Source organism: Rhodococcus ruber (genome assembly GCF_027270735.1).
GTDB classification, from domain to species: Bacteria; Actinomycetota; Actinomycetes; order Mycobacteriales; family Mycobacteriaceae; genus Rhodococcoides; species Rhodococcoides rubrum_A.
On record NZ_JAPWIJ010000003.1, the window covers coordinates 413,032 to 438,675 of the forward strand.

General features: G+C 65.2%; 23 protein-coding genes. 9 read left to right on the forward strand and 14 right to left on the reverse strand.

The annotated features are described in order from the left end of the window. Positions 1 to 74: 74 nt before the first annotated feature. The 4 genes from O4220_RS09130 to O4220_RS09145 all read right to left on the reverse strand — a co-directional run bounded on the left by O4220_RS09130 (position 75) and on the right by O4220_RS09145 (position 3,781). Positions 75 to 986 carry a lysophospholipid acyltransferase family protein gene (locus tag O4220_RS09130; protein WP_420030367.1) on the reverse strand — a complete coding sequence of 304 codons (912 nt, stop codon included), beginning with the start codon at positions 984 to 986 and terminating at the stop codon, positions 75 to 77. A 29-nt stretch (positions 987 to 1,015) separates the two neighbouring features. Then, complete coding sequence (locus O4220_RS09135) at positions 1,016 to 1,834, reverse strand: GNAT family N-acetyltransferase (RefSeq protein ID WP_269603289.1); 819 nt, start codon at positions 1,832 to 1,834, stop codon at positions 1,016 to 1,018. Positions 1,835 to 1,981: 147 nt separating this feature from the next. After that, positions 1,982 to 2,938 (reverse strand): electron transfer flavoprotein subunit alpha/FixB family protein, encoded by a 957-nt coding sequence (locus O4220_RS09140; RefSeq protein ID WP_269603290.1) that lies wholly within the window; start codon positions 2,936 to 2,938, stop codon positions 1,982 to 1,984. 42 nt (positions 2,939 to 2,980) lie between these two features. Beyond that, on the reverse strand, positions 2,981 to 3,781 hold the full coding sequence (locus O4220_RS09145; protein WP_032376980.1) for an electron transfer flavoprotein subunit beta/FixA family protein: 801 nt from the start codon (positions 3,779 to 3,781) through the stop codon (positions 2,981 to 2,983). Between the two features lie 206 nt (positions 3,782 to 3,987). Here O4220_RS09145 and O4220_RS09150 point away from each other — a divergent pair, with 206 nt between their 5' ends. From O4220_RS09150 to O4220_RS09160, 3 genes are read left to right on the forward strand one after another with little or no spacing between them, the layout of a single operon-like run. After that, positions 3,988 to 4,776, forward strand: coding sequence for a class I SAM-dependent methyltransferase (locus O4220_RS09150; RefSeq protein ID WP_269603291.1), 789 nt, complete (start codon positions 3,988 to 3,990; stop codon positions 4,774 to 4,776). 23 nt (positions 4,777 to 4,799) lie between these two features. Beyond that, positions 4,800 to 6,332: a glycoside hydrolase family 57 protein gene (locus O4220_RS09155; protein ID WP_269603636.1), complete on the forward strand. Its 1,533-nt coding sequence runs from the start codon at positions 4,800 to 4,802 to the stop codon at positions 6,330 to 6,332. After that, on the forward strand, positions 6,329 to 7,576 hold the full coding sequence (locus tag O4220_RS09160) for a glycosyltransferase family 4 protein (RefSeq protein WP_269603292.1): 1,248 nt from the start codon (positions 6,329 to 6,331) through the stop codon (positions 7,574 to 7,576). Before O4220_RS09155 ends, O4220_RS09160 begins: the two co-directional genes overlap by 4 nt. A 57-nt stretch (positions 7,577 to 7,633) precedes the next feature. Here O4220_RS09160 and O4220_RS09165 read toward each other — a convergent pair whose 3' ends face one another. Further along, on the reverse strand, positions 7,634 to 8,395 hold the full coding sequence (locus O4220_RS09165) for an acyltransferase (RefSeq protein ID WP_269603293.1): 762 nt from the start codon (positions 8,393 to 8,395) through the stop codon (positions 7,634 to 7,636). Positions 8,396 to 8,543: 148 nt separating this feature from the next. On the opposite strand from O4220_RS09165, the gene O4220_RS09170 reads away from it, so the two are divergent. Further along, complete coding sequence (locus tag O4220_RS09170; protein ID WP_269603294.1) at positions 8,544 to 9,866, forward strand: PQQ-binding-like beta-propeller repeat protein; 1,323 nt, start codon at positions 8,544 to 8,546, stop codon at positions 9,864 to 9,866. Here O4220_RS09170 and O4220_RS09175 read toward each other — a convergent pair. From O4220_RS09175 to O4220_RS09195, 5 genes are read right to left on the reverse strand one after another with little or no spacing between them, the layout of a single operon-like run. Continuing rightward, positions 9,854 to 11,026 (reverse strand): THUMP-like domain-containing protein, encoded by a 1,173-nt coding sequence (locus O4220_RS09175; protein ID WP_269603295.1) that lies wholly within the window; start codon positions 11,024 to 11,026, stop codon positions 9,854 to 9,856. The two genes, O4220_RS09170 and O4220_RS09175, sit on opposite strands and share 13 nt — an antisense overlap. A gap of 40 nt (positions 11,027 to 11,066) precedes the next feature. Continuing rightward, complete coding sequence (locus O4220_RS09180; protein ID WP_269603297.1) at positions 11,067 to 12,119, reverse strand: class I SAM-dependent methyltransferase; 1,053 nt, start codon at positions 12,117 to 12,119, stop codon at positions 11,067 to 11,069. 58 nt (positions 12,120 to 12,177) lie between these two features. Next, positions 12,178 to 12,957, reverse strand: coding sequence for an enoyl-CoA hydratase/isomerase family protein (locus O4220_RS09185; protein WP_269603299.1), 780 nt, complete (start codon positions 12,955 to 12,957; stop codon positions 12,178 to 12,180). Between the two features lie 26 nt (positions 12,958 to 12,983). Next, positions 12,984 to 13,799 carry an NUDIX hydrolase gene (locus tag O4220_RS09190; protein WP_269603302.1) on the reverse strand — a complete coding sequence of 272 codons (816 nt, stop codon included), beginning with the start codon at positions 13,797 to 13,799 and terminating at the stop codon, positions 12,984 to 12,986. A 50-nt stretch (positions 13,800 to 13,849) separates the two neighbouring features. Beyond that, entirely contained in the window at positions 13,850 to 14,692 is an 843-nt protein-coding gene (locus tag O4220_RS09195; protein WP_269603304.1) for an ABC transporter ATP-binding protein, read from the reverse strand. Between O4220_RS09195 and glgX the strand changes: the two genes are divergently transcribed. Further along, complete coding sequence (gene glgX, locus O4220_RS09200; RefSeq protein ID WP_269603306.1) at positions 14,691 to 16,889, forward strand: glycogen debranching protein GlgX; 2,199 nt, start codon at positions 14,691 to 14,693, stop codon at positions 16,887 to 16,889. The two genes, O4220_RS09195 and glgX, sit on opposite strands and share 2 nt — an antisense overlap. Positions 16,890 to 17,562: 673 nt before the next feature. Here the strand turns inward: glgX and O4220_RS09210 are convergent. From O4220_RS09210 to ctaD, 3 genes are all read right to left on the reverse strand, one after another. Beyond that, entirely contained in the window at positions 17,563 to 18,384 is an 822-nt protein-coding gene (locus tag O4220_RS09210; RefSeq protein WP_269603308.1) for a peptidyl-tRNA hydrolase, read from the reverse strand. Next, the gene (gene serB, locus O4220_RS09215) at positions 18,381 to 19,607 is read right to left on the reverse strand and encodes a phosphoserine phosphatase SerB (RefSeq protein ID WP_269603310.1); all 1,227 of its coding nucleotides are present in this window, start codon (positions 19,605 to 19,607) and stop codon (positions 18,381 to 18,383) included. The genes O4220_RS09210 and serB overlap by 4 nt, the downstream gene beginning before the upstream one ends. A 142-nt stretch (positions 19,608 to 19,749) precedes the next feature. After that, on the reverse strand, positions 19,750 to 21,540 hold the full coding sequence (gene ctaD, locus O4220_RS09220; RefSeq protein WP_269603312.1) for a cytochrome c oxidase subunit I: 1,791 nt from the start codon (positions 21,538 to 21,540) through the stop codon (positions 19,750 to 19,752). Between the two features lie 301 nt (positions 21,541 to 21,841). On the opposite strand from ctaD, the gene O4220_RS09225 reads away from it, so the two are divergent. The 4 genes from O4220_RS09225 to O4220_RS09240 all read left to right on the forward strand — a co-directional run bounded on the left by O4220_RS09225 (position 21,842) and on the right by O4220_RS09240 (position 24,637). Then, positions 21,842 to 22,927 carry an iron-siderophore ABC transporter substrate-binding protein gene (locus tag O4220_RS09225; protein WP_420030351.1) on the forward strand — a complete coding sequence of 362 codons (1,086 nt, stop codon included), beginning with the start codon at positions 21,842 to 21,844 and terminating at the stop codon, positions 22,925 to 22,927. 4 nt (positions 22,928 to 22,931) lie between these two features. Further along, positions 22,932 to 23,405: an NUDIX hydrolase gene (locus O4220_RS09230; RefSeq protein WP_269603314.1), complete on the forward strand. Its 474-nt coding sequence runs from the start codon at positions 22,932 to 22,934 to the stop codon at positions 23,403 to 23,405. Positions 23,406 to 23,518: 113 nt separating this feature from the next. Continuing rightward, positions 23,519 to 24,436, forward strand: a complete 918-nt coding sequence (locus tag O4220_RS09235; protein ID WP_032403123.1) for an SPFH domain-containing protein — start codon at positions 23,519 to 23,521, stop codon at positions 24,434 to 24,436. A gap of 3 nt (positions 24,437 to 24,439) precedes the next feature. Then, positions 24,440 to 24,637 carry a hypothetical protein gene (locus tag O4220_RS09240; protein ID WP_032376966.1) on the forward strand — a complete coding sequence of 66 codons (198 nt, stop codon included), beginning with the start codon at positions 24,440 to 24,442 and terminating at the stop codon, positions 24,635 to 24,637. Between the two features lie 24 nt (positions 24,638 to 24,661). Here O4220_RS09240 and nrdF read toward each other — a convergent pair whose 3' ends face one another. Beyond that, positions 24,662 to 25,636, reverse strand: a complete 975-nt coding sequence (gene nrdF / locus O4220_RS09245; RefSeq protein WP_269603320.1) for a class 1b ribonucleoside-diphosphate reductase subunit beta — start codon at positions 25,634 to 25,636, stop codon at positions 24,662 to 24,664. Between the last annotated feature and the right edge of the window lie 8 nt (positions 25,637 to 25,644).

Consider the following 25,644-nt stretch of genomic DNA (forward strand, 5'->3'; position numbering starts at 1 on the left):
GACGATACCCGCTGCCCGGAGTGCGGACCTACCTGCGCGAGGCGGGTCCGCACTCACGTCGGTCGACGCTTCGGTCAGGCCGCCGCAACCGTCGGGGCACTCGGGCGGCGCTCGGCTTCGGCCACGACCTCGTGCACCGAGACCTGATGGACGGTGGGGTCGTACACGTCCTTCCGGGGTCGTTCCGCGGGCTCCACTCCGGCGTCGCGACGAATTGCCACCTCACAGCGGCGAGCGAGGTCGCGCCGGTCGCTGCCGGGTGCTTCCGGTGCCGTGAACTCCACCTCGGCCCGCAGTCCTCGAAGTCCGAAGATCCGGCCGATGGACGCGCCGATCGTTTCGTCTCCGACGAAGCAGGTCGCCGTGGTCTGCTCTCCGGTTCGGTCGAGATACCGCAACCGGATCGGCTGCACCCAGGTCTCGGAATCGATGGCCGCCTGCAACAACGCCGGGCGCAGCGAGCCGTACGCGCGCCCACACCAGGTAGTGGCCTCGGGGAAAACGACGACCGATCCACCTGCTCGGACTCGTTCGGCCACCTGCTCGACGACACCGGGCAGCTGATGCAAACGGGCTCGATCGATGGGGAGCACTTTCATGGCCCGCGCCAGCCGTCCGAGCACCGGCCAGTCGACCAGATCGGCGCGCGCGACGAAGGTCGAGGGTCGGACAGCAGTGAGCACGACGACATCGGTCCAGGAGATGTGCCCGGCGACGTGCAGAGCTCCCCCGGATGTTCGAGATCGCTCGCGTTCCGAGCGAGCATCGAGGACCGTGAGGTCGATGCCGATGGCCAGCAACAACATCCGAGCGCCGAGACGCGTCAGCGAACGACGAACCCGCGGAAAGGGCACGCCGAGTACGACCAACACCGGCAGCAATCCGAACGCAGCCAGTGCCAGCACGATGCGCAGCACGAGAACGAATCGTCTCACCGTCGGCGGGTTCTTCGGTAGACAACCGTCGCCGCACGGCGAGGACGGCATCCAGGCATGTGTGCGCACGATCGGTTGCGTCACCGGGTACCCGACTCGAATGTCGTTGCAGCCGAACGCAACCGATCGAGATACCGAGTGTTGGCCTCGTGCAGCCCGAGTAAGGCGACGAAATCCGCCACACCGAAGTCGGGGTCGTGCGCAGGCTCGCCACAGATGGATGCCCCGAGCCGGAGGTATCCGTTCAGCAACGGCGGCATGGACGTTCGCTTCGCAGGTGCGATGTCGACCAGGTCGACTCCGTCGACGACGACCGGAGCGTAGGGCCGAACCCGCCGATCGGGCGTCGTTGCATGCTTGTCCAACAGCCGGTCTCGGACGCTTCGGACATTGGCCCCGAGAGGTTCACCCGGTGCCGATTGCATGGGAACCGACACGCAGCCCATCACCCACTCGTACCCCGTCACGTCTAGGTAGTGCAGTATTCCCGCCCACATCAGGCCGAGGACCGATCCGGATCGATGGTCGGGATGCACTGCAGCTCTGCCCATTTCGACGATGTTCATGCCGACGGGATCAAGCGCGGAGATATCGAATTCGGTTGCCGTGTAGTAGCCGCCTGCGGCCACCGCGGCCGGTGGCGGCAACATGCGGTAGCAGCCGACGAACGTGTCGGTCCACTGGTCGCGGACGAGAAGGTGGTCACAGAATTCGTCGAACCGATCGGCGTCGAGGCCGTCGGGGTCGGTGGGAACAGCAAATCCCGGCTCGGACGCGAACACGTCGTAGCGCAGACGCTGCGCCGCGAGTCGGTGCTCGGGGTCGGTGGACAACACGAGTGAGTAGCGGTCGGTGGCCGGGACGATCGATGCAGTCGAGCTCATGACGGAAGTGGTCATGAGGTGTGTCTAACGAGCCAGGAAGACTACCGGGCGTCGACGGGGGAACGTGTCGGAAGAGTTTGCATGAACAAGGTTGCCCGCCTCACGGGAGAAGGCCCCCACCGCCGAAGCAGTGAGGGCCTTCTCGCAGAACAGCGGCTGTGGCTATCCCTTGTGCTTCTTGACTGCGTCGGTCAGCTGCGGAGCGACGTTGAACAGGTCGCCGACGATGCCGTAGTCGGCGATCTCGAAGATGGGAGCTTCTTCGTCCTTGTTCACTGCGACGATGGTCTTCGAGGTCTGCATTCCGGCGCGGTGCTGGATGGCTCCGGATATGCCGAGTGCAACGTACAGCTGCGGGGAGACGGTCTTGCCCGTCTGGCCCACCTGGAACTGGCCCGGGTAGTACCCGGAGTCGACGGCAGCGCGCGAGGCACCGACTGCGGCACCGAGCGAATCGGCGAGATCCTCGACGACCGAGAACTTGTCGGCGCTGCCGACGCCACGTCCGCCCGAGACGACGACAGTCGCCTCGGTGAGCTCCGGGCGGTCGCCGCCCACGATCGGGTCACGCGAGGTGACCTTGACGGTGCCGTCTTCCTGCGCCGGGACCTCGACGGTTTCGCGAGTTCCCGCTCCGGCCTTCGGCTCGGCCTCGACTGCGCCGGGACGCAGCGAGATGACCGGAACGTCGCCGTTGGCCTTCGCCTCGACGGTGAACGCGCCGCCGAAGATCGAGTAGACGGCACTGCCGTCGTCGTTCAGCGACACGACGTCGTTGTGGTAACCCGAGCCCAGGCGCGCTGCGAGCCGTCCCGCAACTTCCTTGCCTTCGATCGTGGCCGCGGTGATGATCGCCGCGGGCGAGACCGACTCCGCGAGTGCCGACAGGACGTCGACCTTCGGGGTGACCAGAAATCCGTCGATGTCGTCGGACTCGGCGGCGTAGATCTTCTCGGCACCAGCTTCGGCCAGCGCGTCGGCGACCTTGTCGGTGGTGCCGACCGGACCGGTGACGACCGCGGACGGCTCACCCAGTGCGCGAGCGGCGGTGATCAGCTCGGAGCTGACCTTCTTCAATGTTCCCTCGACGTGCTCCACGAGCACGAGTACTTCTGCCATGACTTGCTCCTCGTTTGTCTTCGATTGCTCGGTGGGGCGGGATCAGATGATCTTCTGGCCTACGAGGTAGGTAGCGATCTTGTCGCCGCCGTCGCCCTCGTCGGTGAGCCGCTCGCCGGCAGTCTTGGGAGGCTTGGGGGTCGACGAGGTAACCGTCGTGCCTGCATTGTCGACACCGACGATGCCGTCCTCGACGCCGATGTCGGCCAACGTGATGGTCTGCACCGTCTTCTTCTTGGCGGCCATGATGCCCTTGAAGGACGGGAACCGGGGCTCGTTGATCTTCTCGGTGACGCTCACGATGGCGGGCAGCGTGGCTTCGAGGCCGAATATGCCCTCGTCGGTCTCGCGCTCGCCGGTGACCTTGCCGTCGGCGACGGTGAGCTTGCGCAGCTGCGTCAGCGCCGGGATCTGCAGGTATTCGGCAATGATCGCGGGGACTGCACCGGTCCGTCCGTCGGTGGCCTCGTTGCCGGCGATGATGAGATCGGCCGGTTCGTCGTTCTCGAATGCGACATTGCCCAGCGCCGCAGCCAGGGCGTACCCGGTCTGGATGGCGTCGGAGCCGTGCAGGCTCGGGTCGTTGAGGTGCACTGCGCTGTCCGCACCCATCGACAGAGCCTTGCGAATCGCATCGGTGGCGCGATCGGGGCCTGCGGACAGAACCTTGACCTCACCGCCCTGGGCTTCCTTGATGAGCAATGCCTCTTCGACGGCCCGCTCGTTGATCTCGTCGAGGACGGCGTCGGCAGCCTCGCGATCGAGGGTGTAGTCACCGTCGGTGAGCTTGCGCTCGGACCACGTGTCTGGAACCTGCTTGATCAAAACAACGATGTTCGTCATGGGTCTGCGTCGACCTCCTGGTCATGTTCTGCTGATCGTGAGTGTTCTAACGGTTCGTGCAGTTCTACGGCCTGGGACGAGGTTACCTCACCGTAGTTACTCATGGGTAACTTACCTCCTCGTCCGTCCGACCATACATCTGCGCCCCGACTGTTACGGAGACCACGTTGGCTTACCTCCCCCACGCCTCCACTAACCTTCCGTCGGTGAACGATTCTTCGGCTCAGGCACCGGTACCCGAACCACTCCCCCTCACCGGCGAGAGAACGGTGCCGGGTATCGCCGAGGAGAACTACTGGTTCCGCCGCCACGAGGTGGTCTACCGAGCACTGGTCGAGCGGTGCCGAGACTGCACCGTACTCGAGGCCGGATCGGGAGAAGGCTACGGAGCCAACATGATTGCCGATGTTGCAACGCATGTCATCGGTCTCGACTACGACGCATCTGCGGCCTCGCACGTGCGTGCGCGCTACCCCCGGGTGACGATGTTGCGCGGCAACCTCGACCGCCTTCCGTTCGCCGACTCCTCCATCGATGTCGTCGTCAATTTCCAGGTCATCGAGCACCTGTGGGATCAGGGTGCATTTCTCGCCGAGGTGCACCGGATTCTCAAACCCGGGGGCACGCTCTTGATCAGCACACCCAACCGGATCACGTTCTCGCCGGGCCGCGATACTCCGCTCAATCCCTTCCACACTCGCGAGCTCGACGCCGCCGAGCTGACCGAACTTCTCGTCGACGCTCGCCTCGAGGTAACCCAACTGACCGGGGTCCGACACGGCAGTACGTTGGCCGCCCTCGATGCCAAGCACGGCGGCTCCTTCATCGACGCGCAGATCGAGCGGGCTCTGGCAGGCGAGCCGTGGCCGACCGAGCTGGCCGAGGACGTCGCGGCGATCACGATCGACGACTTCGAGATCGCCGCCGACCGCATCGACGAGAGCCTCGACCTGGTTGCAATCGCCAAGAAGAGCTCGAGTTCGGTGATCGGGTGACATCCGGCACCACCGTGCCGGGCATGTTCTCTCTGGTGCTGCACTCCCACCTCCCCTGGTTGGCCAATCACGGCAGATGGCCCGTCGGCGAGGAATGGCTGTACCAGTCCTGGGCCGACTGCTATCTGCCGCTCACCGCGGCCCTGGAGCGACTGGCCGACGACGGCCACACCGACGTGCTGTCGCTCGGCGTCACCCCGGTTCTGGCCGCCCAACTGGACGACCCACACTGCCTGTCGGGTATGCACCACTGGCTCGGAAATTGGCAATTGCGCGCCCACGAAGCCGCCGATCGCGAACTGTCCGTTCGCGAACACCGAGGTGCCGCCGCTGCCCTCCGACAATTCGAGACACGCTGGCGGCACGGCGGATCCGCAGTGCTTCGGCCGCTGCTCGATGCCGGGACGGTCGAGTTGTTGGGCGGCCCGCTCGCGCACCCGTTCCAGCCACTGCTCGATCCTCGATTGCGCGAGTTCTCGCTCCGCGAAGGTCTGCGGGACGCACACGCACGCTGGGGCAGCACACCGTCGGGAATCTGGGCACCGGAATGCGGCTTCACCCCCGGCATGGAATCCGAGTACGCGGCCGCCGGAGTCTCGCACTTCATGGTCGACGGCCCCGCGATGCGCGGCGACACCTCGCTCGGCAGGCCTGTGTGGGATTCGGACGTCGTCGCGTTCGGCCGAGATCTTCCGGTCAGCTATCGCGTCTGGTCACCCAAATCGGGCTATCCGGGCCACGGTTCCTACCGGGACTTCCACACCTACGACCACGAGACCGGCCTCAAACCCGCTCGCATCACCGGACGCACGGTCGACTCGAACGACAAGGCCCCCTACGACCCCGAGCGCGCTGCGGCGACGGTCGATCGCCACGTCGCCGATTTCGTGGACGTGGTCCGTCGACGCCTGATCTCGGAATCCGATCGGATCGGCCGTGACGCTCTGGTCGTGGCCGCATTCGACACCGAGCTCTTCGGACACTGGTGGCACGAGGGCCCCCAGTGGCTCGAGAAGCTCATGCACGCACTCCCGGCCGCCGGAATCACCGTCGGCACGCTGAACGACGCACGCGAGCAGGGATACGTCGGTGCACCGCTCGAACTGCAGGATTCGTCGTGGGGATCGGGCAAGGACTGGCGCGTGTGGGCAGGAGACGATGTCGCCGACCTGGTTGCGCTCAATTCCGAGGTCTCCCGGACCGCGCTCGACGCCGTCGATGCCGCCCGGGCGGACAGTCGCCGCAACGGTGGGCCCGAACTACGCAATCGGGTCAGCGATCAGATACTGCGTGAGACACTGATGGCAGTGGCCAGCGACTGGGCATTCATGGTCAGCAAGGACTCCGCCGCCGGTTATGCGCGGGAACGCGCGCACGTCCACGCGCACGCTCTGCGCGAGATCTCTGCTGCGGCCATCGGCGGTTCGACACCCCGGGCGGCCGAACTTGCGAGGCAGTGGAACCGCGCGGACGGATTGTTCCCCGCGTTGGACGCGCGCCGTCTACCCGGTGCGCACCGTGGCAGCGACCCGAAACCTGCAGGGGGACGTCGATGAAGATCCTGATGGTGTCGTGGGAATACCCACCCGTGGTGGTCGGCGGACTCGGTCGGCACGTTCATCACCTGGCGACCGAGCTGGTCCTCTGCGGACACGAGGTCGTGGTCCTGTCGCGTCGACCCACCGGTACCGACGCCGCCACACACCCGACCTCGCATCACATCGAGGACGGCGTGCTCGTCGTTGCCGTCGCGGAGGACCCGGCTCACTTCGTCTTCGGAGAAGACATGCTTGCCTGGACCCTCGCGATGGGCCACGCGATGGTCAGGGCCGGTGTCGCGCTGGGCAAGCCGGGACTGGGCGAGGGCTGGCAGCCCGACGTCGTCCACGCCCACGACTGGCTCGTTGCGCACCCCGCCATCGCCCTGGCCGAGTTCTACGACGTACCTCTCGTCTCGACCATCCACGCCACCGAGGCCGGACGTCACAGCGGCTGGATCTCCGGCCCCGTCAACCGTCAGGTGCATTCCGTCGAATGGTGGCTGGCCAACGACTCGGATGCGGTCATCACCTGCTCGGCGTCGATGCGAGACGAGGTGACCGCGTTGTTCGGTGTGTCCGAGTCGTCGGTCTCGGTCATTCGAAACGGAATCGACGGATCCACCTGGAGCTTCCGACGACGCGAGCCCCGATCCGAGCCCGCGAAGCTGCTCTACGTCGGCCGGCTCGAATACGAGAAGGGCATCCAGGACGCAATCGCCGCCCTCCCCCGTATCCGGCGGAGCCACCCGGGCACCACTCTGCACATCGCCGGTGAGGGAACTCAGTTCGCTTGGTTGGCCGGGCTGGCGCGCACGCACCGGGTGAGCCGGGCAGTGTCGTTCCTGGGCAACCTGGACCACACCGAGTTGCTCGGTTGGCTGCACGGAGCCGACGCCATCGTCCTGCCGAGCCGATACGAACCGTTCGGCATCATCGCCCTCGAGGCCGCGGCCGCAGGTACCCCGTTGGTCGCGTCCACCGCAGGCGGACTCGGCGAAGCGATCGTCGACGGTGTGACCGGCCTGTCCTTCGCGCCCGCGGACGTCGCTGGGCTGGCCGCTGCCGTCCGGAAGGTGCTCGACAACGCCGACGCCGCGCAGGAACGGGCGGTGGCGGCCCGAGAACGCCTGACCGTGGACTTCGACTGGAAACACGTTGCCGAATCGACGGCCCGGGTCTACCTGGAAGCAAAGCGTAAAGTTCGCCATCCGTTGGGCCGCCCGCACATCGTCGAACGCGCACTCCCCGGCCGCACCTGAGCCGCCCGACGTGCACGGAACCCCGTAGTGGGTGACGAGGTTCCGCTCACCCGACTGTCAGCTCTCCCGCGCGGCCTCGGCCTGACCGAGGGCCTTCTTGCGTGCAATGTCCTCCAGCGCCGCAATGTATTTCGCGCGATCTGCGGCACCGGCTTCCCACGCGTCCTTGCGGTTGCGGACGACTTTGGCAGGGGCACCGACGGCGATACTGTAATCGGGAATCTCGCCCTTGACCACGGCATGGGCACCGAGTACGCAGCCGCGCCCGATCCTGGTCTCACGCAGAATCGTCACCTTGGCGGCGATCCAGGTGTCCGGCCCTATTCGCACGGGCCCCTTCACGATTCCCTGGTCCTTGATCGGCATGTTCACATCGTCCATCCGATGATCGAAATCGCAGATGTAGCACCAGTCGGCCACCAGCGTCGACGCGCCGATCTCGATATCGAGATAGGTGTTGACGACGTTGTCCTTGCCGAACACCACCTTGTCACCGATCCGCAGCGAACCCTCGTGGCAACGAATGGCATTGCCGTCGCCGATGTGTACCCAGCGCCCGATCTCGAGACGCGAGAGCTCGGGGGTGGAGTGGATCTCGACGTTCTTGCCGAGAAACACCATGCCCCTCAGGATCACGTGCGGATTGGCGAGCTTGAACTTCGCCAGTCGGTAGTACCGCACGAGATACCAGGGCGTGTACGCCTTGTTCGCGAGCACCCAATCGAGGGACGCACGCGTGAGGAAACGCGCCTGCTCGGTGTCGCGTCGTCTCGACCCGCGCCAGCGTGTCCGCAGCGGTGCGTTCCACATACTCGTCATGGTCGTTCACCCTAGTTTCTCGTTCGCCCGCTCTCTGCCGGCACCCGTCGGCGGGCTAGGGTTGCCTGTCGACTGTTGCCGGTCGGCGCAGGAGAACAGGCACGCCCGGCACCGCGTCGGGCACGGAAGACCTCATGGGGAGCGATCGATGCACGGCGTCAGGGCCCACGGCAGGACCGGCAGAAAGGTCACTGCGGTCGCCGCCGCAGTTGTGTTGGTGACCCTGAGCGGCTGCAGTTCCGACACCGCCGCTATCGAACCGCTCTCACCCGATTCGTGGCCCGCCGCCCATGCGAACGCACACAACAGTGGATCGACCGCAGTGTCGGTCGACTCTCCCCTCACGTTGGACTGGACCCGGCCCACCGGCGGCACCGTGAGCTCTCCGGTGTCCATCGGCTCGACGGGTCAGATGTTCGTCACCGCCGCCACCGAATCCGGGTGCAACCTCTTCTCCTTCGAGATCGACTCCGCTCGCAAGCGTTGGTGCAATCGCGTCGGGCCATCGGTCGTGACCGCAACGCCTACGGTCGACTCCGCGATCAACGTGTACATCGGTGACGACGGCGGCATGAACTCGTACAACGATCACGGGCAACTTCGTTGGCGAACACCGGTATACGGGGTGCCGAAGTCCGCTCAGTTCCTCGGGGACGGGAGCGTGCTCTCGGTGACCCAGATGGGTCAGGTCAGCGTCCTGGACACACAGAACGGCCAGCTTCGAGTGCCCATCCTCGACCTCGTTCCGACGCCGAACTTCCTCACCGATCCGAACTCCGATTTTCAGCCGGTCGACACCGGGCTCGCCGAATGCAGTGTGGGAGGGTCGGAATGCCTCGTCCCCGCCGCACCAGCGATCGACGCCGCAACCGGGGCGATCTACCTCACACTGTGGCGTCCGGGTTCGATTGCGCCGCAACTTGTTTCACTGCAGTACAACCGCGACGGCTCCCCCGGACTCACCGAACGCTGGTCCTCGGACCTCCTGCCCGCAGGAGTCGCGTCGTCTCCGGTGTTGTCCGAGGACGGGTCGACGGTCTACGTGGCCGATGTCGACGGCCGGTTGACTGCGTTCGACACCGCCGACGGGCGACAGAAGTGGACCGAGGGCACCGGACTCGGAGTCGGGGCATCCCCGTCGATCGCCGCGGACGGCACCATCGTTCCCGCCGGCGGTGACGGCACCTTGATCGGGTTGCGCGACAACGGCGGTTCCGTCGAGCGGGTGTGGGTGCGCGACGACATCGAACAAGCAGGAACAGCAGCACAATCCGCAGACGGCCGCGGCCACACCGTCGTCCGCGACGGCGACGGACTCGCGCTGCTCACCTTCGATTCGGCTACCGGCGACACAGTGGACTCGCAGCCTGTTCCCGACGTCGTCGGTGCAACGGTCGGCACGTCCATCGGGCCGGACGGGCAGGTCGTGACCGCGAGCTACCTGGGTGAGATCTTCACCTACACCGACTGATCTATCGCCCCGGGTGCACAGACGAAAGACACCGCCGACCGGTCGATTCGGGTGATCACCACCGAGAACGCGACGGTTCCGCGGAGCTTGAGCTTGGGCCGCAGTATCGCGGGATCGACGTCGACTCCGCGTACGAGAATCTCGACCGAGCCGCATTCCATCCGATTCAGTTGCTGCCGAAGCACTTTCTCGGAGAACTTGGACTGCTCCAGAATCCGAAAGCCGCGTACCCCCGCCGGTACTGTATCGCCGGTCAGGTATGCGATCCTCGGATCGAGTTGCCACAGACCGAATCTGGCACCGTAGTGACGAACCAGACCGGCCCTGACCACTGCACCGTCGGGGTCGACGATGTAGCGCCCTGGCGGCCGAACCGGAATGTCGTCGGATTCGGCATCGGTGATGTCCAGTGCGCTGCCATCGGACCGAAGCACCGCTGCCCGACGCCCAATGCCTTTCTCGCTGAGCCCTTCCGACCAGAGGCAGGCTTCGCGCACTCCCCCGTCGAGCGAAACCACCTCGATCTCGCCGGGCCAATCGATGGCGTCGAAGTCGAGACCGGGCGCACATTTGACGACCAGATCTCGGCCGCGATAGGCGTCGAACAGATCGGGTAACGGAGGTTGCAGCGCTGCCGGATCATGGCGTCGCCGCCCGCCCGCTCGGCGGCCGGGATCAGCCACGACGACGGTGCCCCGCGTCGTCGGTGTCAATGCGTCGGCCCGCAGCAGGGTGGCAGCAGGCACGTTGTGCGCGGCCATCCGAAGCCGGATCGGGTCGAGATCGCTCCCCACCGCCAACTCTGCCGATCCGACCAGCACGGCCAGTTCACTGCCGATGGAGCATGTGACGTCGTGCACTCGACGGCCGGCCAGTCGCTCGGCACGCCTGCGCGCCACGAGTGTCGGAGTGGCTTGCTGGACGGCGTCGTCGGTCACCAGCCAACGATCCGACTCGAACAATTTCACTCGCGCCTTGCGGCGGACCGTGACGGTTTCGATCAGGGCACTCGCGTGGTCGGGGAAGCGTGTGCGCACCGAGGCTGTGTCGCGCACCGAGGTTCGGGCGTTCAGCTCGAGATCGTCGACCGCAGCAAGAGCTCCGGCACCGGCCTCGCTTCGTAGGAAGTCGAGGTCGGTGCCGGTGAATTCGTAGCCCACTAGCGAACTCGAGCGCAGGGTCTGCGGCGGTCCGAGCCGATCAAGCGCGAGGAGCGGGTTTGGTGCCGGTGATCATCACGTTGTAGAACAGCCCGCGCGGCACTACGTGCTGCAGCACGTTCTCGTCGACCCAGCTCAGTGTCTTCCAACCACCGAAGGCGAATTTCGCCCAGTTCCAGCCCAGCTTTCCCGCGGGGACAGCCGCCTCGAACGTCCGTACCGGCCACCCGAGCAGGGCGGCGGCAAACTCTTCGGTGTTCGCCTGCACGCGCTCGGCACCGGCCGAGAGCGCGATGCTCTCCAGGTCGGTGGGATCGAACGTGTGCAGATCGACGACGGCCTCGAGCGCGGCGGCTCGCGAGGACTCGTCGAGCTCTTCCTGTGGCTTGCGCCAGCTCGCCAGGAACGGCAACTTGGTCACGCGAGTGGTTGTTTCCCAGGTGATACGCCCCAGCCAGCGAGCGTAGAAGTTGCCGACGGTGGTCGGTTCACCTGCGAAAACGAATCGCCCGCCGGGCTTGAGCACCCGAAGTACTTCGCGCAGGGACTGCTCGACGTCCGGGATGTGGTGGAGCACAGCGTGGCCGACCACCAGATCGAACGTGTTGTCGTCGTAAGGAATGGTCTCTGCATCGGCAACACGACCGTCCACGTCGAGACCGAGATGCCCGGCATTGCGCAGTGCAACCTTCACCATTCCCGGCGACAGGTCGGTGACGGAACCCTTGTCGGCGATGCCCGCCTGCATCAGGTTGAGCAGGAAGAAACCGGTTCCACAGCCCAACTCCAGGGCGCGGCCGTACGGCAGAGCCGACTGCGCCGAGGCGTCACCCGACACAGCCTGATCGAACCTGCCACGGGCGTAATCGATGCAACGCTCATCGTAGGAAATCGACCACTTGTCGTCGTAGGTCTCGGCTTCCCAGTCGTGGTAGAGCACCTGCGCCAGTTTGGTGTCCGATCGTGCTGCCTCGACCTGTTCGGCAGTGGCGTGCGGGTTCGGGGCAGGATCGACCGTCCTGTCGTCGGCCTCGGCCGGGGCCGTCACACTGGAGCTCGATCGATTCACACCGTCGTGGGGGCTTGCAGTCATCAGGCGAGCCTACTATCCGGTAGCTGTGAAACAACTCCGTCGGTCGTCGGGGATTGCGTCACCGGCCGGTGAAGGTCGCTTTGCCCGGGCCGTCGGCCACGAAGGACTGCATTCCGATCGTGCGATCGTCGGTGGCGAACAGCGCCGCGAACTGCTGGGCCTCGATCCGAAGGCCATTGGTGAGATCGACGTCGAGTCCTTGATCGATCGACGCTTTTGCAGCGGCGAGCGCCCGCGATGCACCCGTGGTGAACTGCATCGCCCACGCCCGCGCAGCGTTATACACCTCGTCGGGGGCCACCACCTCGTCCACAAGACCGATCCGCAGTGCCTCCTCCGCTCCGACGAAGCGGCCGGTGAAGACCATGTCCTTCGCTCGACTCGGACCGATCAGCCGCGCCAGTCGTTGAGTGCCGCCGCCGCCGGGAATGACACCGAGGAGCACTTCGGGGACACCGAACTTGGCGTTGTCTCCGGCAATTCGACGATCGGCACCGAGAGCGACCTCGAGTCCCCCGCCGAGCGCGTATCCGGTCACGGCCGCGACGACCGGCTTGGGAATGGTGCTCAGCGAGCCCAGAGCGGACTGCAGGTCCCCGGCGATCTCCGTCATCTCAGCCGCCGACAGCGCCACCATCTCCTTGATGTCTGCACCGGCGGCGAACACCTTCTCGCCGCCGTAGACGACGACCGCCTTGACGTCGGTGTTCACGGTCGCTTCCCGAGCCGCGGCGCGAATCTCTTCCTGCATCTGACGATCGAGTGCATTCATCGGCGGTCGGTCCAAGCGAATGGTGCCGATACCGTCGGATACGTCGAGATTCACGAACTCAGCCATGGACCGAAAGGCTACCCGGCGACAGTTCAGCGATCGGCCCAGGGATGTCGCGCTCCGGCGTAGTACGCGTGGTCCCCGTCGAAGACCACCCGGACCGCGCCGTCCTCACGGGTGAGAATCGGCAGGATCGGGGTGATGTCACGTTCGTGGTCGACGACGTCGGCGACTGTGTCGAACCGAGACAGTGCGTCCAGCTGGCTCCAGGTCGGTGGGAGCAAGATGGTGTCTCCCTTTCGCCAATCCGCCAACGCATCACCGGTCGAACGCCAACTGACCGACGCTGCTTCGCTGGTGTCCCCGTCCGCCTTCTGGCCTTCCGGGAGCACTGCGACGAAGAACCGAGTGTCGTACCGTCGCGCTTCGCCCACCGGCGTGATCCAGTGAGACCACGGCCGAAGCAGATCCGAGCGCAGCACCAGGTCGTGTGCGGTGAGAAATTCGGCGAACGAGAGTTCGCGGCGCTCGAGTCGACCTCGTTCCGCGCTGAACGGAGCAGTGTCGGCAACGATGGAATCCGGTGACGACCCGGCCAGCAGCACACCGCACTCCTCGAACGTCTCGCGCGCCGCGGCGCACACCAGTGCTTGCGCCTTGCCCTCGTCGGTTCCGAGGCGTTCGGCCCACCATGAGGGCGGTGGACCTGCCCACCCCACGTCGGCTGCGGCGTCCGACGGGTCGACACCGCCTCCGGGAAATACCGTCATTCCACCCGCGAACGCCATCCCGCCGACCCGTTCGAGAAGAAATACGTCGATCTCGGAACGGAGGCGTCCGTCACGGATCAGGATGACCGTCGACGCATCACGCGCCGGTACGTGATCGGCAGCACTGTTCGAGCTCATAAAAGGCAACGTACCGCTGAGCAGCTCAGCGAGGTCGGGGTGGTCCGGCGCTAGCGTCGGTGCGCACCGGCAGCCCGAGTGCGGCGAGCGAAGTAGCGGCCATCGACACGGTCGAGCGCGATCGACTGGCTGAACGCCTCGGTGAGGTTCTCGGCAGTGATGACATCGTCCACCAGCCCCTGGGCCACCACACCACCTTCTTTGAGCAGCAAAGCGTGACTGAAACCCGGGGGGATTTCCTCGACGTGATGGGTGATCAGCACGGTGGCGGGAGAATCCGGGTCGGCGGCGATATCGGCAAGACGCGCCACCAGTTCTTCGCGACCGCCGAGGTCGAGACCCGCCGCAGGCTCGTCGAGCAGCAGCAGTTCAGGGTCGGTCATCAACGCACGTGCGATCAGAACCCGCTTGCGTTCGCCTTCCGAAAGGGTGCCGTAGGTGCGAGTGGCGAGATGCTCGGCACCGAGACTCTCCAGCATCTCCACCGCGCGTTCGGTGTCGACTGCGTCGTACTTCTCGCGCCAGCGTCCCAGCACGGAGTATCCAGCGGAGACCACCAGATCGGACACGAGTTCGTCGGCCGGAATTCGGTGGGCCAGCGAAGACGACGACAACCCGATCCGTGGCCGGAGTTCGGAGACGTCGGCTTTGCCCATGACCTCGCCGAGAACGTGGGCGACACCCGACGTCGGATGGATCTCGGCCGCCGCGATGCGCAGCAGCGACGTCTTTCCGGCACCGTTCGGTCCGAGGACGACCCACCGTTCGTCCAGTTCCACCTTCCAGGTGACAGGCCCCACCAAGGTCACACCACCACGGCGAACGACGACGTCGGTGAAATCTACGAGCAGGTCGGGATCCGGTTCAGACACGACACCTATCTTCCCGCACATGGACCCTGCATTCACGGCAGGATGTGCACGCGTGTCGCTCAATCACGATCTGCCCGCCGATGCCCATCGAACAGAGGACCAGGAACCTGGGTCCAATCCACCTGGATCGCCGTTTCCTCTCGGTGCCACGGTGACGTCGACTGGCACTCAATTTGCAGTCCACGCGCCCGAGGCCGATGGCGTCGAGGTATGCCTGATCGATCCGGAGGGCGGCGAACGGCGAGTAGAACTGACGACCAGTACGTTCGGAGTTCGACACGGCTTCGTTCCGGGCGTTCGACCCGGTGAGCGATACGGCTTCCGAGCACACGGCCGGTGGGATCCGCACGCGGGACGTCGATTCAACGGAGCGAAAATCCTGCTGGACCCCGCCGCCCGTCAGGTCAGCGGAGAATTCGGAGACCCGTCGGCTCTGTTGGCCTACGAAGACGATCCGTTCGGAGTGCCGAGCACTCGTGATTCACTCGGGCACCTCCCCCTCGCCGTGGTTCGCGCACCTCTCGCTCGCGCCGGTCGACCGGCGCGCCCGTCCGTGCCCTGGGACCGTACCGTCCTGTACGAGCTGCACGTGGGATCGTTCACAGCCCGTAATCCTGCTGTCCCCCAACATCTTCGCGGCACCTACCTGGGACTCGCCCATCCTGCGGTGCTCGAACATCTCGCGCGCATCGGCATCACGTCGGTCGAATTGCTGCCGGTCCACACCACATTCACCGAGCCCGGTGTGCGCGCCCGCGGAATGCGGAACCACTGGGGTTACTCGACGGGGGCGTACTTCGCACCGGATCCACGGTTCGCCGCCGTTCCCGGCGATGAGGTCGACGAGTTCCGCACCATGGTCGACGCATTGCACGGTGCGGGGATCGAGGTGATTCTCGACGTCGTCTACAACCACACGTGCGAGTCCTCGGTCGACGGGCCGTCGATCAGTTGGCGCGGCCTCGATGCTCCCGGCTACTACCTCCTCGACGGACGCGGATCGGACGTCGACCTGACCGGGTGCGGCAACACTCTCGACTCGGCGTCGCCCGCGGTCGTGCGCATGGTGTGCGACAGTCTGCGCTACTGGGTCGACGAGATGGGCGTCGACGGGTTCCGGTTCGACCTCGCAAGCACTCTCGGCCGGCCCGGTGGTTGGCGATTCGATCCTCGTGCACCGCTACTGACCGCAATAGCCGTGGATCCCCTTCTGGCCCAGGTCAAACTGATTGCCGAGCCGTGGGACGCCACCGGTGCCGGCTACCAGGTCGGAAACTTCGGAGTGGCGTGGTCGGAGTGGAACGATCGCTACCGCGACACGGTTCGAGGCTTCTGGGCAGGCCAGCACGGTGTCCGCGAACTTGCCTCCCGCCTGGCCGGTTCCGAGGATCTGTTCGCGAGTAGCCGCCGACTGCCGTGGGCGTCGATCAACTTCGTCACCGCACACGACGGATTCACCGCCCGCGATCTGGTCTCCTACGAACGAAAGCACAACGGAGCCAACGGTGAAGAGAACCGAGACGGAACCGACAACAACTCCTCGGTCAACCACGGTGTCGAAGGCGAGACCGACGATCCGTCCGTACTCGACGCGCGTGGTCGCCACGTTCGCGCCCTCCTTGCCACCCTGACGCTGTCGACCGGCACGCCGATGCTGCTGGCCGGCGACGAGCTGGGCCACACGCAGTCCGGCAACAACAACGCATACTGCGTTCCCCAGGACGCACCGACCGAGGACGCCTGGGCAATCGACTGGAACAGCGCCGATCAGAACATGATTCGATTCGTCGGTCGGTTGCTCCGCGTCCGAGCGAGCGCTCCGACGCTGCGACAGCAGGAGTTCTTCACCGGCCGCGCAACTCCGACCGGCCGACCGGACCTGGTGTGGTTCGACTCTGCCGGTAGGGAATTCGATACAGATCGGTGGAACGACGACTCGGTACGCACGATATCGGCGTGGGTCGACGGTTCCGACGTCCGCTCCTACGCCTCGGACGGCGGGCAGGTCGACGATGCGAGTTCGCTGTTGATCCTCCACTCGGGCGGACCTGCCGAGATCACCCTGGCCTGCCCGAGTTGGTCGACGTCCCGGTTCGTCCCGGTACTCGATTCCTCGTACCCGGACGGAGTACCGCCGAACACTGCTGCGCTGGAGGCAGGTTCGACGATATCGGTGACCGGCTCCACGGTGCTGGTGTTCCGCAGCGCGGGCAGGTAGGTCATGAACAGCTGCACGAGAGGACCGACCCCGAGAGCGTAGAGCACCGTTCCCAGCCCCAGCGTGCCGCCGAGCAGCCACCCGGTGAGCACGACGGTCAGTTCGATTCCGGTACGGGTGAGCCGGATCGACCACCCGGTTCTGGCCACCAGACCGGTCATCAAACCGTCACGTGGGCCCGGACCCATTCCGGCACCGATGTACAGCGCCGTGGCGAACGCGTTCACCACGATCCCCGACACCATGGCCAGCGATCGAAGCACGAGTCCGTCGAGATGTGGCAACAGTGCCGACGTCGCATCCACGGCCACTGCGATCACCACGACGTTGCTCACGGTGCCCAGACCCGGACGTTGCCGCAGCGGAATCCACATCAGCAAGACGGCCACTCCGGTGATCGCGGTGATGGTTCCGAAGCTGAGCGAGACGTGGCTCTCGAGGCCCTGATGAAACACATCCCAGGGATTGACACCGAGACCACCGGCGATCATCAACGACATCGACGACCCGTAGAGCCACAGCCCGACGTACAGGGCAGCCAACCTGGAAGGGAGACGACGACCGACTACTGCGCGAAGTGGTGAGGTGAACATGCTTTCAGTCTCCGTCAGTACTGGATACGTTCTGCATAGCCAGTTCTGCGACAGTGGACCCCCACTCGAAACACGCCGACTCAGCGAACGGCGATCACCGTCGTCGAGCCCGGGGCTACTTCGGTGAAGCCCGCATCCCGCACCGCGACGGCACGCCCGCCGCGAACCTCGTCCAGCGCGCGGGCCCACTGCTGCGGATCGGCCGGACGCACCGAGCACGGGTAGCCTGCCGACGCCCACTCTCGGCACTCCTCCACGCTCATCGCACCGGCAAGCAACATCGAGGCATGCCCCACCTGAGCGGCCGCCTTGCCCACCGTCATGGACAACGAAGCATCGACCCACAGCACCGGACCCGCCGCCGGCGAGAGTGCTTCGTCGGATGGAACATCGGTGCCACCGATCTGCAGGCGCTTTATCCTCGGATCGAGATCCCCGACGCGACCGGGAACCAATGCCCGTGCCGATGCACCGCCCACCTCGACCGTGACCCCCGGGACGTCTTGCGCGGCAGCCCATTGCGCACCCCGTGCCCGACGGGCCACTTTGCGAATTCGAGCCGACGTCCATTCGGTGAAGGCATCGTGCCACGAGGCACCCGAACCCACACGCGGGTCGAGGCACAGTGTCACCGTGGCCCGGGCGGCTGCCTCGAGCAACTCGCTGCGCAACGGCGGATCCGTCTTCGGAATGTGCAGGACCAACGGCATGGCCAGTACGTCCGCCGGGTCCGATGGATCCTCGGCTCCCCCGTACCCACGGGCGAGCTCGGCGTGACGCGAGTAGAACGTGTTATCGGCCGAGAACTCTTCGGCGTCGCTCACGCCGGTCACCTCACGTGGTGCATCCCCGACTTCCGGATGGACGATCTCGGGATTGCCGGCCGGGTACTCGTCGATCATGGGATCGGGACGCGACGGACTCCCCCGTCGACAGCATCCGCAGCTTCGATCTCGTTACGAGTGACGCCGAGGATGAACAGCACCGCGTCCAGGTAGGGATGCGAGATGGCAGTGTCGGCGATTTCGCGCAAGGCCGGCTTGGCGTTGAAGGCGACGCCGAGGCCGGCCGCAGTGAGCATGTCGATGTCGTTGGCTCCGTCGCCGACCGCCACCGTCTGCTCCATCGGTACTCCCGATTGCGCTGCGAATTCGCGGAGTGCTGTCGCCTTGGCCGCTCGGTCGACCACTTCACCGATCACCCGGCCGGTGAGTTTGCCGTCGACGATCTCGAGCGTGTTCGCCTTGACGTAATCCAGTTCGAGTTCGTGGGCCAGACCTTCGATGACCTGCCGGAAACCTCCGGAGACGACTCCACACGCGAACCCAAGTCGCCGAAGGGTACGAATGGTGGTCCGTGCCCCCGCCGTCAACTCCAGACTTTCTCCTACCTCGTCGATGACCGATTCGTCGAGACCGGCCAGCACGGCGACCCGCTGTTCGAGCGACTCGGTGAAGTCGATCTCGCCGCGCATCGCTGCCTCGGTGACAGCCCTCACCTCGTCTTCGCGGCCGGCACGTGCAGCCAACATCTCGATGACCTCGCCCTGGACCAGCGTGGAGTCGACGTCGAACACGATGAGCCGCTTCGATCGACGCGCGATGCCGGCTCTTTCCACTGCGACGTCCACACCGATTCCCGCTGCGATCGCCGCGAGACCGGTACGGAGTGCGACATCGGCGTCCGGCGACGTGTCCGTTGCGGTCACCTGCAGCTCTAGCCCCGTCACCGGGTAGTCGGCAACTCCGCGAATGGAATCGATATTCGCACCCTGGCGGGCCAACTCGCGCGAGAGGGTGCTGAACGCTCGCGCGGTCACGGGTCGCCCCAGAACGACGACGACGTGGGTGCCCAAACTCCGACCACCACTCTGCGCAGCGCCGATCTCGACGTCCACATGGACCCCGACAGTCGCCATGGCGTCCTCGAGCTCCTCCTGCAGCGCTTCGGGATCGCGCGGACAGGTCAACAGGACACCGAGGGTCAACCTGCCGCGAATGACCACCTGCTCCACGTCGAGAAGGCTCACATCGTGCCGAGACAATGCTGCGAAGAGCACCGAGGTGACGCCCGGCTTGTCGGGCCCCGTCACCGTCACCAGCACTGCGGTGTCGTTCGACTTCACCGGACCTCCCTTTCACTCGGCCACCGGCCGGATACATCTTCGTGTCACCTCGCGATGAACGGGCGAACCCGAACGCGCCACGAGATTGTCGCAAGCGAAGAGCCCCGCCCGGTAGCCGGGAGGGGCTCTCGCTGTGCTGTGACTACCTGGGGTCGGGGTCTCCGGACCCTTCGTGGTCGCTGGTGGCGATCGGAGCCCGGCGGGCCTGCTCAAGGACGGCAGTCGTCTTACCGCCGTGCGCACCCGGCCCCACGTGAGCTTCTGCGCGCATCCGCTCGACCATGTGCGGGTAGTGCAGCTCGAATGCCGGACGCTCGGACCTGATACGAGGCAGCTCGGTGAAGTTGTGCCGCGGCGGCGGGCAGGAAGTAGCCCACTCCAGCGAATTGCCGTAGCCCCATGGATCGTCGACCGTGACGACCTCGCCGTAGCGGTAGGACTTGAAGACGTTCCAGACGAACGGCAACGTCGAGGCACCGAGGATGAAAGCACCGATGGTGGAGATGATGTTCAGTTCGGTGAACCCATCGGAAGGCAGGTAGTCGGCGTAGCGACGCGGCATTCCCTCGTTTCCGAGCCAGTGCTGGACGAGGAACGTGGCGTGGAAGCCGAAGAACGTCAGCCAGAAGTGCCACTTACCGAGAGCCTCGTCCATCATCCGGCCCGTCATCTTGGGGAACCAGAAGTAGATGCCGGCGTACGTTGCGAACACCACTGTGCCGAACACCACGTAGTGGAAGTGAGCGACGACGAAGTAGGTGTCGGTGACCTGGAAGTCGATCGGCGGCGACGCAAGCAGAACGCCCGTCAATCCACCGAAGACGAAGGTGATCAGGAACCCGATCGCGAACAGCATCGGTGTCTCGAGCGTCACTTGACCGCGCCACATGGTGCCGACCCAGTTGAAGATCTTCACACCCGTGGGCACCGCGATCAGGAACGTCATGAACGAGAAGAACGGCAGCAGCACTGCGCCGGTCGCGTACATGTGGTGCGCCCACACCGCGATGGAGAGGGCCGCGATCGCGATGGTCGCGTAGATCAGACCCGAGTAGCCGAAGATCGGCTTGCGGGAGAAGACCGGGAAGATCTCGGAGACGATTCCGAAGAACGGCAGCGCGATGATGTAGACCTCGGGGTGCCCGAAGAACCAGAACAGGTGCTGCCACAGGAGCACTCCGCCGGTTGCCGGATCGAACAGGTGCGCACCCAGGTGGCGGTCGGCCGCCAGGCCGAGCAGCGCCGCCGTCAGCAGCGGGAAGGCCAGCAGGATCAGGATCGACGTCACCAGGATGTTCCAGGTGAAGATCGGCATCCTGAACATCGTCATACCGGGGGCACGCAGGCAGATCACCGTGGTGATCATGTTGACGCCACCGAGGATGGTGCCGAGACCGGCGACGGCCAGACCCATGATCCACAGGTCGGCGCCGACGCCCGGCGAATGCAGAGCCGAAGTGAGTGGGGTGTACGCGGTCCAACCGAAGTCGGCTGCGCCACCGGGAGTGATGAACCCGGCTGTGGTGATCAAGGCACCGAACAGGTACAACCAGTACGAGAACGCGTTCAACCGAGGGAACGCGACGTCGGGTGCACCGATCTGCAGCGGGAGGATGTAGTTGGCGAACCCGAACACGATGGGCGTCGCGTACAGCAACAGCATGATGGTGCCGTGCATGGTGAACAGCTGGTTGTACTGCTCGTTGGACAGGAACTGCATTCCCGGCACGGCCAACTCGGCGCGCATCAACAGCGCCATCAGTCCACCGACCAAGAAGAACGCGAACGACGTCGCGATGTACATGATCCCCAAGACCTTGGGATCGGTCGTCGTCACCGCTTTGTGCAGGAACGACCCCTTCGGTCCCATCCTCGGCGGGAACGGCCGAGCGGCATCCACCGCGGGAGCGGGCCTAGGCGCTAGGGCAGTCACAGATCCTCCTGATTGCGCGTCCGACCCCGAACCACGAGGCGACGTCATCTAGTCGTGCGCTCCTCGAATCGTAGACCGTCGGACCGACACTTGCCGAACCGGTCCTACCGTGTGTCGTATTGGGCTGATTCGACACCGACCGGACCGCGCGATCCGCCTGCGCTGTGGGCCTTTCCGCCGCAGCGTGCACTGCGCGAGCGCAGTCGATTCCGTGGCCTCGCCGGTGCCCGTTCGAGTGTTCTGCGAGAACGGCCTTCCGATACTGTGTGAGACCACCCGACCCGTCGAAGGAAGTCCCGCGTTGCCACTCCATCTGCGAGTCCCCCGTTCGTATGCACCGCGCAGGACCGGCGCTGTCGTTGCGGCGTGCCTTGCCGTGGCTGTGACGTTGGTCGGCTGTTCCGATTCCGAGGCACAGGACGATGCATCCACCATCGTTCGGAGCACCACGAACATCGCCGGAGCGGGAGTGGTCGGTAACAACCGGGACACCGTAGGACTGTGTCCGGCGCTGGCCCCTCTCGACCCGTCCGGAGTCGAAGGCGACATTCGCCCCGTCGGGCACGCCGAGGGAATCAGCGCCATCCCGGCCGATCCACAGCGCATCGTCGTTCTCGACGCCGCAGGCCTCGATGCCAGCTGCGCGGTCGGGATCTGGGAACGCGTCGTCGGCGCGGCGACGCTCGACCCCGATTTCCGTGGAGACGGGGACCAACCGTTGTATTTGGGAACGGGCTTGGCGTCCGTTCCGTCGGTCGGCCCGGTCGGAGCCCCCGACCTCGAGGCGATCGCTTCGCTCGACCCAGATCTGATCCTCGGTGCCGACTCTCTCGGCGCCGAGACCTACGACTCCCTGAACGCCATCGCACCGACCGTGTTCACCGGGACCGGACAGGGCTGGAAAGACACCTTTTTGCAGTCCGCAGCAGCATTGGGCCGAGGACAAGCTGGTTTCGAACAGCTCGCCTCGTTCTCCGCGGATGCCGAGCGGGTCGGTCGCGAGATCGACTCCACTCAGTCGCAGGCGTCGGTCATCCGCTTCGGTGCGGACACCATCGACGTGGACGGTCCGAACTCCTTTGCCGGCCAGGTGCTCGCCGAGGTGGGTGTCGCGCGGCCGCAACGCCAACGCGATGCCGATTTCTCCGTGGCGTCGGACGACCTGGATCCGGTCGAAGGCGACATCGTGTACGTGCGATTCGCCGGCACCGATGGCGAGGCCTTCGGCCGCGAGGTGATGGACAGCGACGAATGGCACGCGCTCGGCTCGGTGACCGACGGGCGAGTGTTCGCGGTGAACGACACGGTGTGGTCCGGCAGTGGAGTCGTGGCGGCGCGCGCCATCCTGGCCGATCTGTCCGCTTCCCTGAACGCCTACGTGTCCTGACGCGATGCCCATTCCAGAATTCGTGCAAGCGCTTCGCAGCGTCGTCGGTACGTCACCGCTCTGGTTGTCCGGTGTCAGTGCGGTCGTTGTCGACGACGACCGCCGAGTGCTGCTGACTCTGCGAGCAGACAACAACACCTGGGCAGTGGTCTCCGGAATCCTCGAGCCCGGCGAGGAACCTGCACCGGCCGCGCTGCGGGAGATCGGCGAGGAGACCGGCGTCGAGGCCACGATCGTGCGGCTGACGAGCGTCGATGTGACGGAGCCGATCACGTACCCCAACGGCGACGTCGCACAGTATCTGGACATCACCTTCCTCGCCCGCTACGTCGGAGGAGCCCCTCATGTCGCCGACGACGAGAATCTCGACGTGGCGTGGTTCGCGCTCGACGGACTACCCGAAAACCTCACGGCAACTTCCCGATTGCGAATCGAGAAGGCCATCGCCGACGACCCGTCGGCGTGGTTCAGGCGCTGACTCCCCCACCGCACCGAGGACACCGCACCGAAGACAACAGCTCTACCGAACCGCCCCCTTTTCGATCGATAATGTGATATCACTTTACAATCAACATCGAGAGGGAGGTTCTCATGTCCGCACCCGCTACCGTCGCCGAGAAGCCGACGGGTACACCGACCACGACCATCGCCGAGCGCACCGGTTGGGATCTGCCCGGCTGGTCAATGCTCGGCATCGGTCTCGCGCTGTTTCTCGGCGGAATCGCCGCGTTCGCCCTTGGACTCGTCTTCTCCGTGGTGGGTCTCGTGGTCGGCGGAGTCGTGCTGTTCGTGCTCTCGCTGCCGGCACTCATGGGTTTGACTCTGGTACAACCCAATCAAGCTCGCGTTCTGCAGCTACTCGGCAGTTCGTACAGCGGCACCCTGCGAACACCGGGGCTGCGCTGGACCAATCCGTTGACGTACCGCAGGGCCATCTCGACGCGAATCCGCAACCACGAGACGGGCCAGTCGAAGGTCAACGACGCCGACGGCAATCCGATCGAGATCTCCGCCATCGTGGTCTGGCAAGTTGCCGATACGGCCCTGGCATCGTTCCAGGTCGACGACTACGAGGAGTTCGTCGCCGTCCAGACCGAATCGGCCGTCCGTCATATCGCCGGCAGCTACCCATACGACGCCGAAGGCCGAATGTCGTTACGAGAGAACGCCGACGAAATCACCGCTGCGATGTCGGAGGAGGTACACGCGCGGGTGCGGTCGGCAGGCGTGGAGGTGATCGAGACCCGAATCAACCGTCTTGCCTATGCCCCGGAGATCGCGCAGGCCATGCTGCGGCGCCAGCAGGCGGGAGCGGTCATCGCGGCGCGTCAGCAGATCGTCGAAGGCGCGGTCGGCATGGTGGAGATGGCGCTGTCGAAGCTCGAGGAGAAGCACGTGGTCGAACTCGACGAGGAGCGGAAGGCGACCATGGTCTCGAATCTGCTCGTCGTGCTGTGCAGCGACCGCGACACGCAACCCGTCGTCAATACCGGATCGCTGTACCAGTGAGCCATGACCGTCGAGCGTAAGAAAATACTGCTTCGGCTGGACCCGGCGGTACACGACGCCCTCGCCCGCTGGGCTTCCGACGAACTCCGGAGCACCAACGCTCAGATCGAGTTCCTATTGCGAAGGGCACTGAGCGATCAGGGTCGAATGCCCAAAGAAGCCAAAGACATTCGCGCGCCGGGCCGCCCACCGAAAGAGTGAGCGGCGCGGCGCGCGAAGGGGCCTCTAGAAGTCCCAGTCCTCGTCTTCGGTGTTGACGGCCTTGCCGATGACGTACGAGGAGCCCGAACCCGAGAAGAAGTCGTGATTCTCGTCGGCGTTCGGGGACAGTGCCGACAGAATCGCCGGGTTCACATCCGTCTCGTCCTTGGGGAACAGACCCTCGTAGCCGAGGTTGTTCAGTGCCTTGTTGGCGTTGTAGCGCAGGAACTTCTTGACGTCCTCGGTCAGACCGATCTCGTCGTAGAGGTCCTGGGTGTACTCGACCTCGTTGTCGTACAACTCGAACAGCAACTCGAACGTGTAGTTCTTGAGCTCCTCGCGCTGAGCCTCGCTGACCTTCTCGAGGCCCTTCTGGTACTTGTATCCGATGTAGTACCCGTGCACGGCCTCGTCACGGATGATCAGCCGGATCAGGTCCGCGGTGTTGGTGAGCTTGGCCCGCGAGGACCAGTACATCGGCAGGTAGAACCCGGAGTAGAACAGGAACGACTCGAGCAGTGTCGAGGCCACTTTCCGCTTGAGCGGATCGTCACCGTGGTAGAAGTTCAGCACGATCTCGGCCTTGCGCTGAAGATTGACGTTCTCCTCGGACCAGCGGAACGCATCGTCGATGTCGCGGGTGGAGCTGAGGGTCGAGAAGATGGAGCTGTAGCTCTTCGCGTGCACCGACTCCATGAACGCGATGTTGGTGTAAACCGCCTCCTCGTGGGGAGTGATCGCGTCGGGAATGAGACTGACGGCACCGACGGTGCCCTGGATGGTGTCCAGCAGCGTCAATCCGGTGAACACGCGCATCGTCAACTGCTTCTCGACGGCGGTCAGAGTTGCCCACGACGGGATGTCGTTGGACACCGGCACCTTCTCGGGCAGCCAGAAATTACTGGTGAGACGCTCCCAGACTTCGGAGTCCTTGTCGTCCTGGACCCGATTCCAGTTGATTGCGGAGACGCGATCGATCAATTTGAACTTCTGGCTCATGGCAGGAG